Source organism: Actinomadura oligospora ATCC 43269, assembly GCF_000518265.1.
GTDB lineage: Bacteria > Actinomycetota > Actinomycetes > Streptosporangiales > Streptosporangiaceae > Spirillospora > Spirillospora oligospora.
In genome coordinates, this window is the sequence record NZ_JADG01000012.1 from 111,971 (window position 1) to 127,686 (window position 15,716).

Annotated in this window: 11 protein-coding genes and 2 tRNA genes; 4 read left to right on the forward strand and 9 right to left on the reverse strand. The window is 72.6% G+C overall.

From position 1 onward, the window contains the following. Positions 1-40: 40 nt before the first annotated feature. On the reverse strand, positions 41-655 hold the full coding sequence (locus tag P696_RS0120655) for a TetR/AcrR family transcriptional regulator (RefSeq protein WP_026413819.1): 615 nt from the start codon (positions 653-655) through the stop codon (positions 41-43). Between the two features lie 96 nt (positions 656-751). On the opposite strand from P696_RS0120655, the gene P696_RS0120660 reads away from it, so the two are divergent. Together P696_RS0120660 and P696_RS0120665 are read left to right on the forward strand one after the other, a co-directional pair. After that, on the forward strand, positions 752-1,588 hold the full coding sequence (locus P696_RS0120660; RefSeq protein WP_245627749.1) for an oxygenase MpaB family protein: 837 nt from the start codon (positions 752-754) through the stop codon (positions 1,586-1,588). A 129-nt stretch (positions 1,589-1,717) separates the two neighbouring features. Then, entirely contained in the window at positions 1,718-3,178 is a 1,461-nt protein-coding gene (locus tag P696_RS0120665) for an aldehyde dehydrogenase family protein (protein ID WP_026413821.1), read from the forward strand. 46 nt (positions 3,179-3,224) lie between these two features. Here the strand turns inward: P696_RS0120665 and P696_RS0120670 are convergent, their stop codons facing one another. After that, positions 3,225-4,028 carry an SDR family oxidoreductase gene (locus P696_RS0120670; RefSeq protein ID WP_026413822.1) on the reverse strand — a complete coding sequence of 268 codons (804 nt, stop codon included), beginning with the start codon at positions 4,026-4,028 and terminating at the stop codon, positions 3,225-3,227. Positions 4,029-4,044: 16 nt separating this feature from the next. Beyond that, a complete protein-coding gene (locus tag P696_RS0120675) occupies positions 4,045-5,397 on the reverse strand; it encodes a cytochrome P450 (protein WP_026413823.1) in 1,353 nt (450 codons plus the stop codon). Positions 5,398-5,679: 282 nt separating this feature from the next. On the opposite strand from P696_RS0120675, the gene P696_RS54620 reads away from it, so the two are divergent. Then, positions 5,680-6,630 (forward strand): L,D-transpeptidase family protein, encoded by a 951-nt coding sequence (locus P696_RS54620; RefSeq protein ID WP_051467936.1) that lies wholly within the window; start codon positions 5,680-5,682, stop codon positions 6,628-6,630. 147 nt (positions 6,631-6,777) lie between these two features. Here P696_RS54620 and P696_RS0120685 read toward each other — a convergent pair whose 3' ends face one another. The 5 genes from P696_RS0120685 to P696_RS0120705 form a co-directional block, all read right to left on the reverse strand. Next, positions 6,778-9,759 (reverse strand): AMP-binding protein, encoded by a 2,982-nt coding sequence (locus tag P696_RS0120685; protein WP_026413824.1) that lies wholly within the window; start codon positions 9,757-9,759, stop codon positions 6,778-6,780. A 192-nt stretch (positions 9,760-9,951) separates the two neighbouring features. Further along, the gene (locus P696_RS0120690; RefSeq protein WP_026413825.1) at positions 9,952-11,619 is read right to left on the reverse strand and encodes an AMP-binding protein; all 1,668 of its coding nucleotides are present in this window, start codon (positions 11,617-11,619) and stop codon (positions 9,952-9,954) included. A gap of 229 nt (positions 11,620-11,848) precedes the next feature. Continuing rightward, positions 11,849-12,214 (reverse strand): DUF3054 domain-containing protein, encoded by a 366-nt coding sequence (locus tag P696_RS0120695; protein WP_026413826.1) that lies wholly within the window; start codon positions 12,212-12,214, stop codon positions 11,849-11,851. 107 nt (positions 12,215-12,321) lie between these two features. Continuing rightward, positions 12,322-12,398 (reverse strand) — tRNA-Met (locus P696_RS0120700). Positions 12,399-12,577: 179 nt separating this feature from the next. Beyond that, positions 12,578-12,654 (reverse strand) — tRNA-Met (locus P696_RS0120705). A 94-nt stretch (positions 12,655-12,748) separates the two neighbouring features. On the opposite strand from P696_RS0120705, the gene P696_RS46975 reads away from it, so the two are divergent. Then, positions 12,749-14,050: a cytochrome P450 gene (locus tag P696_RS46975; RefSeq protein ID WP_051467937.1), complete on the forward strand. Its 1,302-nt coding sequence runs from the start codon at positions 12,749-12,751 to the stop codon at positions 14,048-14,050. On the opposite strand, the gene pruA is transcribed toward P696_RS46975, so the two are convergent. Then, on the reverse strand, positions 13,998-15,629 hold the full coding sequence (gene pruA / locus P696_RS0120715) for an L-glutamate gamma-semialdehyde dehydrogenase (RefSeq protein WP_026413827.1): 1,632 nt from the start codon (positions 15,627-15,629) through the stop codon (positions 13,998-14,000). The genes P696_RS46975 and pruA overlap by 53 nt on opposite strands. Between the last annotated feature and the right edge of the window lie 87 nt (positions 15,630-15,716).

The window sequence follows — 15,716 nt, forward strand, 5'->3', positions numbered from 1 at the left end:
CCGAGAGGCCCCGGAGGTCGCCGCACGGGCCGGAACGCGGCTAGCCCGGCAGGAGGCGGGTGAGGTGGACGCGGGCGAACGCGCGGATGTCGGCCTCGTCCTCGAGCGCGATGCCGCCGTCCGGCATCAGCAGCATCGACACCGCGACCCGCAGCATCACCTCGGACGCCGTGGCGATCTCGGACGGGTCGGCGGCGGGCAGGGCACGGCGCAGCCGGGCGGCGAGGATGTCGCGGGCGGCGAGCAGCACCGCGCCGCCGTTCATGCCGAGCTGCCGGACGAACACCTCCGGGTCGCTCTGCAGGACGCGGGTGATCAGCGGGTTCGCGCGGGCGGTGGCGAGGCCGACGACGAAGCCCTCGACGACGGCGTCCACGGCGTTCGGGCGGCTCTCGGTCGCACTCGAGATCGCGGTCAGGAAGCGGCGGACCTCGCGCAGGTTGACGGCCTGGAGCAGCAGTTCCTTGTTGGTGAACCGGCGGTAGATGGTCGTCCGGGCGACCCCGGCGCGGCGCGCGACGTCCTCGACGCTGACCCGGCGCAGCCCGTAGGTGGTGAACTCGGCGAGCGCCGCGTCCAGGATGCGGGTGTCCAGGTCGTCGGGGGTGGGGGCGGCCTCCAGCAGCCCGGCCAGCGGGGACGCGTCCATCGTCATGACCGCACCCTATGCTGGCCGCCGGGGTGGAACATAGTTACAATTCTGATGTCTTTGTCCCTCTGCGGCCCCTTCCGGCGGTGTCCCATGACGGCCATGCCCGCTCCCCTCGGTCCGACCTCGCTGACCTGGGCCTACTTCGCCGACACCCGGTTGCTGCTGGTCGGGCCGCGCGCCGCCGTGCTGCAGAACATGCTCCCGGCGCTCGGCCAGGGCGTCCTCGACCACTCGGTGTTCTTCGACGAGACGTTCGCGCGGCTGAAGCGCTCGGCCGGGCCGATCCTGGACACGGTCTACGGCGGGACGGAGGCCGCCGCGTCCGGACGCCGGGTCCGCGACTTCCACCGCGACATCAAGGGCGTCCAGCCGGACGGCGCCCGCTACCACGCGCTCGATCCGGACACCTACTTCTGGGCGCACGCCACCTTCTTCGACCACCTTCTCTACGGCATCGAGACGTTCGTGCGGCCGCTCACCACGGCCGACAAGCGGCGCCTCTACGCCGAGTCGAGGACCTGGTACCGGATGTACGGGGTCAGCGACCGGACCATGCCCGAGACCTGGGAGGACTTCGAGGCGTACTGGGAGCGGATGCTCGCCGGGGTCCTCGTCGCCCACAAGACCGCCCGGTACGGCGTCGGATACGTGACCAAGGGCCTGCCCGCGCCCCCGAAGGTGCCGAAGGCGCTCTGGCGGGCCGTGTCGCCGCCGCTCAACGCCGTCGCGCGGTTCGTCACGGTCGGCGGCTGCCATCCGCGCATGCGCGAACTGCTCGACCTTCCGTGGAGCGAGGCGGACGAACGCCGGTACCGGCGGTTCGCGGCACTCGTCCGGCGATTCGGAGTGATTTGGCCGGTTCTGCCGGAAGTCGTCCGGTACCTTCCACAAGCCAGGCGCGCCTTCGCCCGCGACGGCCGTCCGCGCGTCCGCTGACCGCCTGTCCGCGGGCGTCCCGCCGGGAGGCTTTCCGCTGAGCGGAAAGGCACGGCGCGCGGACGGCCGTCCAGGGCGGACACTGCGCGGAAGACCCGTCGCGACGGCGCGGCCCCCTAAGGAGTCACCATGCCCATCACCCGTGAGCTGCTGATCGGCGGCAAGGACCTGCCGGCCCGCTCGGGGCGGACGACCGACGACGTCTCCCCCTACACCGGCGAGGTGTACGCGACCGTCGCGGCGGCCGGGCCGGAGGACGTCACGGCGGCCGTGGACGCGGCGGACGCGGCGTTCGAGGAGTGGGCGGCGCTGTCCCCGTTCGCCCGCCGCGCGATCTTCCTCCGCGCCGCGGACCTGCTGGACGGGCGCGCGGCCGAGGTCATCGCGCTGATGGCGGCCGAGGTCGGCGGGACGGCGCCGTGGGCCGGGTTCAACGTGATGCTCGCCTCGAACATCCTGCGCGAGGCCGCGGCCGCGATCACCGCGCCGCGCGGGGACGTGCTGGCCGCGCAGCAGGAGGGTGTGCTCGGCCTCGCGATCCGCGAGCCGGTCGGCGTGGTCGCCGCGTTCTCCCCGTGGAACGCGCCGATCATCCTGGGCGTCCGGTCGGTCGCGGCGGCGCTCGCCGCCGGGAACACCGTCGTGATGAAGCCCAGCGAGGACGCCCCGGTCGCCTGCGGCCTGCTCGTCGCGGACGTGCTGCGCGAGGCGGGCCTCCCGGACGGCGTGCTGAACGTCATCACCAACGACCCCGCGGACGCCGCCGAGATCGCCGAGACCCTGATCGCGGACCCGCGCGTCCGGGCGGTGAACTTCACCGGCTCCACCGGCGTCGGCCGGATCATCGGCACGCACGCGGCCCGGCACCTCAAGCCCGCGCTGCTGGAGCTGGGCGGCAAGAACGCGATCATCGTCCTCGACGACGCGGACCTGGACTACGCCGTCGACGCCGCGACCTTCGGCGTGTTCATGAACGCGGGCCAGATCTGCATGTCCGGCGACCGGGTCCTGGTGCACGAGTCGCTGGCCGCCGAGTTCACCGAGCGGTTCGCCGCCAAGGTCGCGGCGCTGCCGTCCGGGGACCCGTCGGTGCCGTCCACGGTGATCGGGCCGCTGGTCACGCGAACCGCCGCCGAGCGCGTCGCGGCGCTGGTGAAGGACGCCGTGGACCGGGGCGCGACGGTCGTCACCGGCGGGGGCGCGCCCGACGGGGCCGTCCACCCGGCGACCGTCCTCACCGGCCTGCCGGAGGACGCCGAGCTCTACCACGGCGAGGCGTTCGGCCCGGTGTGCGTGATCGACACGTTCGCCACCGACGACGAGGCCGTCGCGAAGGCCAACGACACCGAGCACGGCCTGACCGCCGGGATCATCACCGAGAACGGCACCCGCGGGCTGCGCGTCGCGCGCCGGCTGAAGACCGGGATCGTGCACGTCAACGACCAGTCGGTGGGCGACGAGCCGCAGGCGCCGTTCGGCGGGTTCGGCGCGTCCGGCCACGGGCGCTTCGGCGGCCGTTGGGGCCTGGAGGCGTTCTCGAACACCCGCTGGGTGACCGTCGCCACCGAGCAGGCGCACTACCCGTTCTGATCCGCCGGCCCAGCGATCCCGGGGCCCTGAGGCCCCGGGACCGCGGCTAGCTTCGGATGCGGTCGTCGTAGGCCTTGCGGGCCTCGTGGTCCCAGTTCAGGAACACCTTGTCGAGGCGGTACGTCCTCATGACGGCCTCCCGGACGCGTTCCGGGAACAGCTGCCCGAGCCTCGTCGGGAAGGCGAGGTTCGCCGGGACGACGACCTGCGCGCGCGGACGGCCGATGGCCGCGACGACGGCGTCCGCGATGTCCTCGGGCTCGCAGTTCTTCTGCCCGCGCGGCGACGACGTCCCGGCGATGAGCTCGGTGTTGGTGAAGGACGGCAGGACGGCGGTCACGTGGACGCCGCTTCCCAGCACCTCCAGCCGCGTGGCCTCGGTGAACGCGACGACGGCGGCCTTGCTCGCGTTGTAGAGCGCGAGGCCGGGCGTCGGGAGCAGGCCCGCGAGCGAGGCGATGTTCACGACGTGGCCGCGTCCGCGCGGCAGCATCCGCTCGAGGGCGAGCTTGGTGCCGAGCATGACGCCGTGCACGTTGATGTCCACGCAGCGGCGCGCGTCCGCGTCGGACTCCTCGGTCACCGGCCCGATCGGCATGATCCCGGCGTTGTTGACGAGGACGTCGACGGGCCCGTGCGCGACCTCGGCCTCCGCGAGGAACGTCTCGAACGACTCGCGCGACGTGACGTCCACCGGGAGCGCCGTGACGCCCAGCCCCTTCCCTGCGGCCTTCACGGCGGATTCGTCGATGTCGCCGATGACGACCGTCCCGCCCCTGGCCTTGCACGCGCGCGCGGTGGCGAAGCCGATGCCGCGCGCCGCACCGGTGATGACGACGACCTTGCTCATGGCATGCCCTCCAAGCTCATGGCAGACGCTCCAGGTGGACGGGGAGGCCGTCCTTCGGGGACGGCAGGGACGTGGTGTCGAGCGGCCAGGTGTAGCGTCCGGGCACGCTCCACCGGTACCGCAGCAGCCACTGGTGCATGACGCTCTTGACCTGCATCCCGGCGAAGTGCAGGCCGATGCACTTGTGCGCGCCGCCACCGAACGGCGACCAGGCGTACCTGTGCGACCTGTCCTCGCGGCGGTCCGGCGCGAACCGGCCGGGGTCGAACTCGTCCGGGTCCGCCCAGACGCTCGCCATGCGGTGGTTGGTGAGCTGCGGGACGACCACGGTGGTGCCCGCCGGGATGTGGAAACCGAGCACCTCGGTGTCCCGGACGGCCTTGCGCGGCAGCGCGGGCACGGGCGACACCAGGCGCAGCGACTCCTTCATGACCGCGTCGATGCCGGTCATGGCGTCCAGGTCGTCCGGGGTGAGGACGGGCCTGCCGAGCGCGAGCGACTCGTCCCTCAGCCGCTCCTGCCACTCGGGGTACTTGGCCAGGTAGTACGCCATGGTGGTGAGCGTGATGGTGGTGGTGTCGTGCGCCGCCATCAGCGCGAAGATCATGTGGTTGACGACGTCCTCGTCGGTGAACCGGTGGCCGTCGTCGGTCTCGGCGGCGCACAGCGCGGCGAACAGGTCGTCGCCGCCGTCCCGGCGCTTGGCGGGCAGGTGCGTCCGGAAGAACTCCTCCAGCACCCTGCGCGCCTGAAGGCCCTTGTGCCAGCGCAGGCCGGGCACCGGGAAGCGGACGTAGGCCGTCCCGGCGCGGACGGCGTCGATGAACGCGCCGTTGATCCGGTCGGCCTCCGCGCGGTCGAGGTCGATGCCCATGAACACGTCGGTCGCGAGGTCGAGGGTGAGCTGCTTGACGTGGTCGTAGACCTTGAAGCCGCGGCCGGGGACCCACGCGTCCAGGCCCTTGCCGATGCTCGGCGCCATCGTCTCCTGGTAGGTCCGGAGCCGCTGCCGGGTGAACGCCTGCTGCATGATGCGCCGGTGGTGCAGGTGCTCCTCGAAGTCGAGCAGCATGATCCCACGGGTGAAGAACGGCCCGATGAAGAAGCTCCAGGCCGGGCCGTTCGCGAACGCCTTGTCCCGGTTGACCAGCACGGCCTCGGCGGCCTCCGGCCCCTGGACGGTCACCGTCCGCTGGCCGAGCAGCCAGCTCCAGCTGACCGGGCCGAACCGCTCGTACCGGTCCCGCGACAGTTCGACCGGACGCCGCATCGCCTGCAGCGTGCTGCCGACCAGGGGGATCCCCGGCGTCCCGACGACGGGCTTGAGGTCGCTGCCCGCGGGCGGGGCGGCGAGGACGCGCGTGGCCATGCGGTACCTCCCGCGCACGGGACGGGCCGCCCGCTCGCGGCTGCCCGCGGGGCCGATCAGTCCGGTGCGCTACAAAAGTGCTGAATTTGTTCCTCTGTTGTAGCGTGCCGCTTCCCCGCGTGTCCATAGGCTCGACGCTCCGTGTGCCCGGGGGCGGCGCGCGGCTCTGGACGGCCCGCTCCGCGTCCAGCGTCGCCCAAGGGAGATGGGCTGGTAAAGGTTGAGTTCGGCACCGGGTGTCGCCGGACGCGGACGACGCGCGTCCGACCTAACGTCCGGGCCATGCTCGCCGGTCTCGCGCTCGCCGCCACCTCCGTCTTCGCCGTCCCGTCCGTGCCCGCGCTCGCGCCCGTCCCGGCGACACCCGCCGAAGCCGTGCCCGGGACGACCGCTGCGGCCGTCCCGGCGGACCCGTACCCGGGCGATTTCGACGTATCCCCCTTCTCCTACCCCGTGTCACCGCCAGGGCCGGGGAGCACGTCGACGGGGGACGCCTCGTCCACCCCGCCGAGAAACCCGGCCGCTCACCCTCCGAGGGATGTGAGGCCGTCCGAGTCCGCGGCACCGTCCGAGTCCGCGGCGCCGCCCGAGTCCGCGGCACCGTCCGAGTCCGCGGCACCGCCCGCCGCCAAGCCCGTGAGGCCGGTGAAGCGGCGTCCGGCCGTCGACCTTCGTGCCGTCCAGCGACGCCTTGAGGCGCTGCACTACGTCCCCGGACCGGCGAACGGCGCGTACACCGAGTTCACCAAGAACGCGATCTGGGCGTTCCAGAAGGTGAACGGCATGGCCCCCAACGGACGCCTGAGCCACCGCTTCATGCGCGCGCTCGCCCACCCGAAGCGGCCGCGGCGGCTGACCGCCGACCGGTCCCGCAGCCACGTGGACATCGACCTCCGGCACCAGGTCCTCACCGTGTACAAGGGCGGGAGGATCCGGATGATCTCGCACATCTCCACCGGCTCCGGACGCCACTACTGCGAGAAGGGACACTGCGGCATCGCGCGCACGCCCGCGGGCGACTTCCGCGTGACGCGCCGGATCTCCGGCTGGCACAAGTCCCCGCTCGGCTACATGTACCGGCCGCTGTTCTTCCACGAGGGCTACGCGATGCACGGCTCGATGGAGGTGCCGAACCGGCGGGCGTCGCACGGCTGCGTCCGCCTGCCGATGCTCGCGGGCGACATGCTCCCCGAGATGGTGAGGAACGGCGAGCGCGTCCACGTCCACCACTGACACCCGCCAACCAACGACCGCTAACACCCGCTGACCAGCGCTGACGCGACGGCCTGCCGACCAGCGCTGGCGCAGCAGGCTACCCACCGTCGCAGCGCGCAGCAGCTTGCTTGACCGTCGCTGGCGCGGCGGCCTGCCGACGCCGTGCTAGCGCAGGAGCTTGCGGCGGGCGGCGGGCGTGAGTGGACGGTAGGCGCCCGCCGGGTCGCGGTGGTAGGTCTCCCCCGCGTCCGGCTCGGGCACGCCCTCCTCGCGCAGCGCGCGGGGATCGAGCCGGTGGCCGAGCATGACCGGGATGGCGGTCACGACCCGGACGACCGCCGGGCGCAGTTCCGGCTCGACCCGCAGCAGGGTCTCGGCCAGATCGACCGGCTTCAGCTCCGCGCCGGGGCACAGCGTGATCGCGGCGGCGACCAGCTCGGAGTCGCCCGCCGGGACGCCGTAGACGGCGACCGTGTCGACCTGCGGGAGGTCGCCGAGGGCGTCGCGGGCCGGGCCCGGCGGGACGATCCCGGCGGGGGTGCGGATCAGCTCGGCGTCCCGTCCGACCAGCCAGAAGTCGCCGTCCTCGTCGCGGCGGAACAGGTCGCCGGTGACCTTCCAGGCGTCCTCGGGGGCGAACACGCCGCGCAACGGACGCCGTCCGAGTTGCACGGTCTCCGGGCGGACGCGTGCCAGCAGCATCCCGATCTCGCCGGGCGCGCTCTCCTCGGCGAACCCCTCCGGGCCCTCGACGAGCCGTCCGCTCTCCAGGTCGTAGCGGGCGAGCCGGACCTCGGTGCTGCCGGGCAGCGGACGCCCCAGCGAGCCCGGCTTCTTGCCGCTGAGGTTGACCAGCACGGCCTCGCCCTCGGTGGACGCGTAGAACTCCAGCACGCGCGCGGGCGCGAACCGCTCCTCCACGCGCCGCCACAGCCCGCGCGGCATGCCCGACCCGATGAACAGCCGCACCGGATGGTGCAGCTCGGCCGGGTTCGGCGGCGCGTTGACCAGGTCGCGCAGCAGCGTCCAGGTGTAGGACGCGACGGTCACGCCGTAGCGGCGCGCCTCGTCCCAGAACGTCTCGGGGTCGTAGGCGGACGCGAGCGCCAGGCGCGATCCGGCCGCGGCGGCCCCGCCGAGGCTCATCATCAGCGCGGACGGATGCTGGAGCGGCGTGATCGAGAAGACCGTGTCGGCCGGGGACAGCGCCGCGGACGACGCCGTGCCGAACGCCGACAGCGCCCACCGCCGGTTCGTGATGCGGTTCACTCGCATGTGCTCACCGTCACCGGCGAACAGGACGAACGCGGCGTCGCCCGCGCGGCCGGGGTTCGGCCGGTACCAGGCGGGCAGCGGCACGGTGTCCGGGTCGATCTCCTCCATGTCGGGGATCTCCGGGGCGTCGCCGCGCGTCTGCACGCCGCCCAGCAGGTGGACGGGCAGGTCGAGCGCCGCGGCGGCGGACGCGTTGTCCGGGTCGGCGATGACGCGCGTGACCCCGGCGAGGGCGGCCTCACGCGCGGTGTCGCCGTCCGGGCGCAGCAGCACCGCGACCGCGCCGAGCCTGCTCAGGGCGGCGACGAGCGCGAGCGCGGTGGGACGCGTGTGCATGAGGACGCCCACCGGGTCGCCCTGCCGGACGCCGATGTGGATGAGCCCCCTGACCACGGCGTCGATGCGCTTCTTCGCGGCCTCCTGCGTGTAGGCGCGCCCGTGGTAGAGGAAGAAGACGTCGTCCGGCGCGCGGTCGTGCTGCTCGTCCAGGAGGAGGCCGAGCGACATGCGGGTGTCGTGCTGGATGCGTTCCAGGCGCGCGAGCCTCGGCAGGTTCTGCGTCGCCTCGTGCGCGAGCAGGCGACTGCCCTGGACGGCGCGCGTGGCCGTCCGGACGGCGGACCGCAGCGTGTTCGCGCCGACCCCGAGGGCGAGGTTGAAGCCGTACCCGGCGGCTCCGCCGGGCGGCGCGGGCGGGACGGCCCTCTCGTCACCGACACCTCCGACACCTCCGACACCGCCGTCCACCTTGCGCACCTCGGGCGGCAGGTCGGCGGTGCCCGCGCGCCACCGCGTCCACTCCGCGACGGTCGGCCAGGTCTGCGCCATCGCGAGGGATCCGACGACGAGCCCGAAGTGCCCGGCGCGCAGCGCCATCTCGTACACCTCGGCGCGCGGCGAGGCCCGCCGGATGCCGCGGACCATCGGCGGCGAGGCGATCTCGTCGACCTCGCCGACGAACGTCAGCACCGGGCAGGTGATGTCGGCGAGGGTGACCAGGCGGTCACCGATGACGAAGCCGCCGGTCAGCATCCGGTTGTGCTGGATGAACTGGCGGACGAACTCGTTCAGCGCCGGGCCCGGCCAGGCGACCCAGCCGGTGCGCTCGAGGAACTGCCGCTGGCGTTCGCGCGGCGCGAGCGCCTCGCGGTCGTGCAGCTGGAGCAAGAAGTCGACCCGGCTGCGCACCGACTTCACCGGGCTGAGCAGCTGGAACCCGGTGCGCGTCACCCAGCCGGGGACGTCGAGGTTGCGGAGCAGCGCGTCCGGGACGCGTCCGGCGGCGTCGGTCGCGAGCCAGCTCGGCAGGCCGAACGGCAGCGCCACGGACGTGTCGGCCGGGCTGCCGAACGTCACGACCGACTCGATGCCGCGGCTGCGCCGGTAGGCGGCGGTCTGGTAGACGAACATGCCGCCCTGCGAGTAGCCGCCGAGGTGCACGTCGCGTCCGGTCGCGGCGCGCACCCGGTCGACGGCGTCGCTGACCGCGAGGACGTGGTCGGTGACCGTCCGCTCGAGCCCGCCAGGCTCGCGCTCGGGCGCGCCGAAGTCGACCACCCACGGGTCGACGCCGAGCCGGTGCAGCTCGGCGACCGCGCTCACCCGGGACGAGATGTCGTACACCTCGGCCGTGATCATCAGCGGCGGGACGAGCAGCATCACCGGCCGCTTATCGTCCTCGACGGTCTCCGCTTCCCCTCCGGAGGGGAAATAGTGGCGGAGCCGATAGGTGCGCCGCTGCGCGACGATCTCGCTGGGCGAGGCGTCCTCGTCGGTGGCGAGGCCGCCGAACCGCGCCACCTCCAGGGCGTTCTGCGCGGTCGACCCCAGCCGCGCGCCGAGCCGGAGCAGGGACCTCGCACCAGGGGGCATCGTCGACCTTCCGCCGGTAACGCCACGTAGACCACCATCGACTGTTTTATCAACAAGTGATGGTGCCGGGGTGTGATCTTGTCCTTGACGAAGGTGCAACGTGCCGAAGCTCACCCCCTGTTCCCGGACGGGCACGCTCGCCCGCCCGGACACAGAAGCCTCACCCCGCGGCGAGAACCCTTCGGCCCAGCGCTACCCGGCCAGGCGGGCGTTCGGCAGGCGGCCCGCCTGGAACTGCTCCCACATGTAGCGGCGGCGCGGCTTGCCGCTGGACGTCCGCTGGATCAGCCCGGTCCCGACGATGATCGTGACCTCGACGTCCTCGCCGACGCGGCGGCGCAGCATCTCGCGGACGTCGCCCACCCACGCCTCGTCGTTGGTCTCGGCGAACAGCGCCAGCCCCCGCTGGCCCGCGCCCGGCACGGCCGTGACCGTGATGCGCCCCTTGCCGAGCCTGCTGACCTCGGCGATGCGCGCCTCCAGGTCCTCGACGTAGACCGACCGTCCGCGCACCTTGATGCTGTCGCCCATCCGCCCGAGGACGAACAGCCGTCCCTCGTGGAAGAACCCGGCGTCCCCGGTGAAGACGGACCATCCCTGACCGGACGGGCCGTCCCCGAACCGCGTCGACTTGGCCTCGGCGCCCGCGTAGTAGCCGGGGCACGCGGACGCGCCGCCCACGACGATCTCGCCCAGCAGCCCGTCGGCCAGCTCGTTCCCGTCGTCGTCCAGGATCCGGACCGGGACGTCCTCCTCGGGCGTGCCGCAGCCGACGATCCAGCCGGACTTCGCCCCCTTGGAGTGCGCGCCCACCTCGTGCTGCTCCAGGATCCGCACCGGCTGCCCGAACGCCAGCGACGCCGGGTCCGGACGGACGGCCAGCGGCAGCCGCCAGGCGTGGTCCATGGTGACCAGCAGCGTCGTCTCGGCCATGCCGTAGGCCGGGTTGAACGCCTCGCGGTGGAACCCGAACGGCTCCAGCAGCTCGGCGAAGACCTCCAGCGAGTGCGGGTCGATCGGCTCGGCCCCGATCAGCGCCATCCGCCAGCCGGACAGGTCGACGCCCTCGAGCTGCTCGGGCTTCACCCGGCGCGCGCAGTAGGCGTAGGCGAACGGCGGCGCGGCGGTGTGCGTCGCGGTCGCGAAGCAGCGGATCCAGCGTGCGGGGTCGCGGATGAAGTGGTCCGGCCGCATCAGCCTCAGGTCGCACTGCAGCGCGATCGGGGTGATGAAGCAGCCGATCAGGCCCATGTCGTGGTACAGCGGCAGCCAGGTGGCGACCTCGTCGCCGTCCTGGAACCCGGCCGTGCGCGCGATCAGCTCACAGTTGGCCTCGAGGTTCTCCCAGGTGACCATCACGCCGCGCGGCGCGCCGGACGACCCGGACGTGAACTGCAGGATCGCGAGCTCTCCGGCGGGCTGCACCTCGGCCTCGTGCTCGGCCTGGCGGGGCGCCCACGGCTCGCCGTCCAGCCCGGCGTCGGCCATCGCGCGGGCGGCGAGGGGGGCCAGGTCGTCGGACGCGATGGTCAGGACCGGCCTCGCCTGCCGCAGGATCGCGGCGACGTGCGCGACGTAGTCGTCACCGTCCTGGAACAGCGGCGGGGTGACCAGGCAGACGGTGGCGCCGGCCGCCCACACCCCGAAGTAGGTCTCCACGCAGGTGAAGTCGGTCGGCAGGACGACGCAGACCACGTCGCCGGGCCGCACCCCCGCCTCGATCAGCGCACCCGCGGTGCGCCGCGCCGCGGACGCCAGCCGGCCGTAGTCGTGGTGGTCCCAGCCTCCGTCGTCGGTGGCCAGGCTGACGCCGCGTCCGGTGTTCGGCTTGTCCAGCCAGTTCCGCAGTGCGGATGCCATCGGTGTCCCCTTATGCGCTTTCTCCCGGTCACTCCCGTGACTCGTGGGTAACTTCACCAGCGTCCGGCCGTCCGCGTCAACAGGGGCCGAGCACCCACGTCGGCAGGCTCGGGACGGCCACGCGACAGCCCTGCCCGGCTCGTGTGTCCTGGCTGTTCAGCGGCCTTCAGCGGCCCTTCGGCGGCCCTTCAGGAACCGCCCTTGGACGGCCGGTCCCGGGCAGCGGTGTTCAGGCCGTCCGGGTGCGGCGGTGGACGAGCGTGGCGACGGCGCGCCAGCCGAGCAGCACCAGCCCGAGGAACAGCGTCGCGACGATCACGAACGCGACGGCGACGCCCTGCCCGGACACGACGCGCAGCAGCATGCCGCCCGCGACGGCCGCGACCCAGATCCCGAGGCCGGAGGGCACCAGCCTCGCCGGGTCGTGCCAGGCCCGGGTGGCCAGCCAGCCGATGAGGGCGCCGGTCAGGAACGGCCACGCCGTGTTGAGGAACCCGGTGACGCTGGACGCCTCGTCGTGTGATGCCCGTCCGATCGCCACGAAAACGAGCACGCACACCGCGTCCAGAACCGCCGCTCCCGCCACATTCCGCATATCCCCAGGCTAATGTGCCTGCCCGGCAGCCCCGAACCGCCCCGGAAACGAACGGACCCGGAAAACGCCGAAGGCCCGATCCGGATTCGGATCGGGCCTTCGGCTCTTGGTAGCGGGGGCAGGATTTGAACCTGCGACCTCTGGGTTATGAGCCCAGCGAGCTACCGAACTGCTCCACCCCGCGGCGATGTCTCAACATTATGGGGTCCCGGTTCCTTAGGCAAACCGGCGGCTCGGGCGTTGACCAGGGGAGGCCGGTATCTCTCAGGCGGCCCCCGGCATGACCGAAGCGGCCAGGCCGAAACGAGACCTCAGGGGAAACGCCGAGGGCCCGGAACCGTATCGGTTCCGGGCCCTCGGATTTGGTAGCGGGGGCAGGATTTGAACCTGCGACCTCTGGGTTATGAGCCCAGCGAGCTACCGAACTGCTCCACCCCGCGATGACGTGCTCACCCTATGAGGTCCCGGCCCCTTAGGCAAACCGGCGGCGCGGGCGTTGAATGGCGGGACCCGATACTCCCCGGGAGGCCCGGCATGACCGAAGCGACCGGCAACACGACCGGCAACACGACCGGCACCGAAACGACCGACGTCTACGACCCGTTCGATCCCGCCTTCCAGGCCGACCCCTATCCGGCCTACCGGCGGCTGCGCGACGACGATCCCGTCCACCGGCACGCCGACCCGCCGTTCTGGGCGCTGTCCCGCTTCGAGGACGTGTGGGAGGCCGTCCGCGACCACGAGACGTTCTCGTCCGCGCGCGGCCTGACGTTCTACGAGGACGAGATCGGGAAGCTGGGTCTCGCCCCGACGATGGTGATGCTCGATCCGCCGCGGCACACCGTCCTGCGGCGGCTGATCAGCCACGGGTTCACGCCACGCCGCACCGCCGCCATGGAGGACACGCTGCGCGCCTTCGTGCGCGCGCGTCTGGCCGAGATGAGGCGGCGGGAGGCGGACGGCGAGACCGTCGACCTGCACCGCGACTTCTCCTCGCCCCTGCCGACGTTCGCGCTGGCCGAACTGCTGGGCGTCCCCGAAACCGACCGGGCCCGGTTCGGCCCGTGGGTCTCGGCGCTGACGACCTTCCAGGACCAGGGTTTCGACACGTCCGCGATGGTCGAGGGCTCGGGCGCGCGGGCCGTGGCGGAGATGTTCGAGTACTTCAGCGGCGTCATCGCCGAGCGGCGCGCCAGGCCGGGCGACGACCTGATCAGCGTCCTGACGGTCGCGGAGGCGGACGGCGAGAGGCTCACCGACTGGGACGTCCTCGGGTTCTGCTTCGTGATCGTCGCGGGCGGCAACGACACGACGGGGAACCTGGTCTCGCATGCCGTCGCGCTGCTGTCGGGACGTCCCGACCAGCGCGAACTCCTGCGGGCCGACCCGTCGCTGATCCCGAACGCGCTGCTGGAGTGCCTGCGGCTGGAGGGCTCGGTGCAGGCGCTCGGGCGGACGACGACGCGTCCGGTCACCGTCCGCGGCGTCGAGATCCCCGCCGGGGAGAAGGTGATGCTGCTCTACGGCGCCGCGAACCGGGACGAGCGGGAGTTCGGGCCGTCCGCCGGCACCCTGGACGTGAGGCGGAGCATCCCGCGCCACCTCGGGTTCGCGAGCGGCGTCCACTTCTGCATCGGGTCGCACCTGGCCCGGCTCCAGGCGCGCGTGGCGCTGGAGGAGCTGCTGGTGGCGCATCCGCACGTGGAACTGGACCAGCCCCGGGCGAAGAGGATCATGTCTCCCTTCACCCGGGGCTGGGTGTCTCTGCCCGCCCGCCTGGGGGTCAGCCCATGTGCGGGTAGCGGTAGTCCGTCGGCGGGACGAACGTCTCCTTGATGGAGCGCGGGGACGTCCAGCGCAGCAGGTTCAGGATCGAACCGGCCTTGTCGTTCGTCCCGGACGCCCGGCCGCCGCCGAACGGCTGCTGGCCGACGACCGCGCCGGTCGGCTTGTCGTTGATGTAGAAGTTGCCGGCGGCGAAGCGCAGCACCTGGGCGGTGTGCGCGGCGGCGGCGCGGTCCTGCGCGATGACGGCGCCGGTCAGCGCGTACGCCGACACCGACTCCATCTGCGCCAGCATCTCGTCGTACTTGTCGTCGTCGTAGACGTGGACGCCGAGGATCGGGCCGAAGTACTCGGTCCGGAAGATGTCGTTCTCCGGGTCGTCCGACACCAGCACGGTCGGCCGGACGAAGAAGCCCTCGGCGTCGTCGTAGGAGCCGCCCGCGACGACGTCGACCTTCGGGTCGGCGTGCGCGCGGTCGATCGCGGCCTTGTTCTTGGCGAACGAGCGCTCGTCGATGACCGCGCCCATGAAGTTCGCCAGGTCCGTGACGTCGCCCGTGGTCAGCGACTCGACCTCGGCGGCGAGCTCCTCGCGGAAGCCGTCCTCCCAGATCGACCGCGGCACGTAGGCGCGGGACGCGGCGGAGCACTTCTGGCCCTGGTACTCGAACGCGCCGCGGACGAGCGCGGTCTTCAGGACGGCCCGGTCCGCGGACGGGTGCGCGACCACGAAGTCCTTGCCGCCGGTCTCGCCGACCAGGCGCGGGTAGGTGCGGTACTTGTCGATGTTGCCGCCGACGGTCTTCCACAGGTGCTGGAAGGTGGCGGTCGAGCCGGTGAAGTGGATGCCCGCGAGCTCGGGGTGCGCGAGCGCGACCTCCGACACCGCGATGCCGTCGCCGGTGACCAGGTTGATCACGCCCTTGGGCAGCCCGGCCTCCTCCAGCAGCTCCATGGTCTTCACGGCCGCGTAGGTCTGCGTCGGGGACGGCTTCCAGACCACGACGTTGCCCATGAGCGCGGCGGCGGTCGGCAGGTTCGCGGCGATCGCGGTGAAGTTGAAGGGGGTGATCGCGTAGACGAACCCCTCCAGCGGACGGTGGTCGGACCGGTTCCACACGCCGGGCGAGGAGACCGGCTGCTCGGCGAGGACCTGCCGGGCGAAGTGCACGTTGAAGCGCCAGAAGTCGATCAGCTCGCAGGCGCTGTCGATCTCGGCCTGCTGCGCGGTCTTGGACTGGCCGAGCATGGTCGCGGCGGCGATCGTCTCGCGCCACGGCCCCGACATCAGGTCGGCGGCCTTCAGGAAGATCGCGGCGCGGTCGTCGAAGGACAGGTCGCGCCAGGCCGGGGCGGCCTTCAGCGCGGCCTGGATCGCGTCGCGCGCGTCGTCCTGCGTGGCGGTGCCGAAGGTGCCGAGCACGGACGCCCTCCGGTGCGGCTGGACGACCTGGACCTTCTCGCCCGCGCCCATCCGCCGCTCGCCGCCGATGGTCATCGGCAGGTCGATCGGGGCCTGCGCCTGCAGCTCGGCCAGCTTCGCCTCCAGGCGGGCCCGCTCGGGGCTGCCGGGCGCGTAGCCGAGGATCGGCTCGTTCACCGGTGCTGGGACGTTGGTCACGGCGTCCATGGGACCTCCTGCGGAGTCGGTCGGGTGGTCGGCGGGGGTGCTCACCGCGGTCGGCGGCGGACGGATCGGCGGCGGACGGGCCGGCGC